This window comes from Gilvimarinus sp. 1_MG-2023, from assembly GCF_030548285.1.
Window position 1 is genome coordinate 1 of sequence record NZ_JAUOSC010000072.1, and the last position, 543, is coordinate 543.

Below are 543 nucleotides of genomic sequence, written 5' to 3' on the forward strand. Positions count from 1 at the left end.
GGTCGGGCATCATTCTTTCGGCCACGGCGAGGGCTTGCAAACCATCCATGGCCACCAACACCGTATACCCGGCCTGCACGAGCATTTCATTCAGCATGCCCAGTGAACCAATGGTGTCATCAGCAATCAGTACCACTCCCTGGGTACTGCTTCCCGATGCCGTGACGCTGACGCTATGTTTCATCATTGATCACCTTCTTGGTCAGTGTGATTAGCTCATCGAACCGGAAGGCCGAGAGGCAGTGTCGTACTCGTCGCAGCATGGTCGCAGCAGCGCCCCGCTGCTCCATCTGCTCAAGCACGGCTTCCATGCCCACAATGTGCCCCACTTCGGCAGCCGCCAGCATTTCCCTCGCTTCTGATAACGTCATATCGACAGGGTCGGCACCCGACGGCGCACTCAGCTCGGATGCATCGTCGTCGTATTGCCATTGCAACTGCAGCACTCTGGCAACCATGTCCAGCAACTTGCGATCGCGGATCGGCTTGATCAGATAGCCGTTATTGAGTCGCTCCGCCGGATCACTGGCGTCCCCCTGAGCC

Annotated in this window: 1 protein-coding gene and 1 pseudogene; both read right to left on the reverse strand. The window is 58.2% G+C overall.

Going from position 1 to position 543, the window contains the following annotated elements; translation table 11 throughout:
* Nucleotides 1-184: pseudogene (locus Q4563_RS15715) on the reverse strand (DNA-binding response regulator); the annotation flags it as partial.
* Nucleotides 174-543, reverse strand: a 370-nt coding sequence (locus tag Q4563_RS15720; RefSeq protein WP_303605130.1) for a hypothetical protein, incomplete at its 5' end; no start/stop codon positions are given. The gene Q4563_RS15720 and the pseudogene Q4563_RS15715, both read right to left, overlap by 11 nt.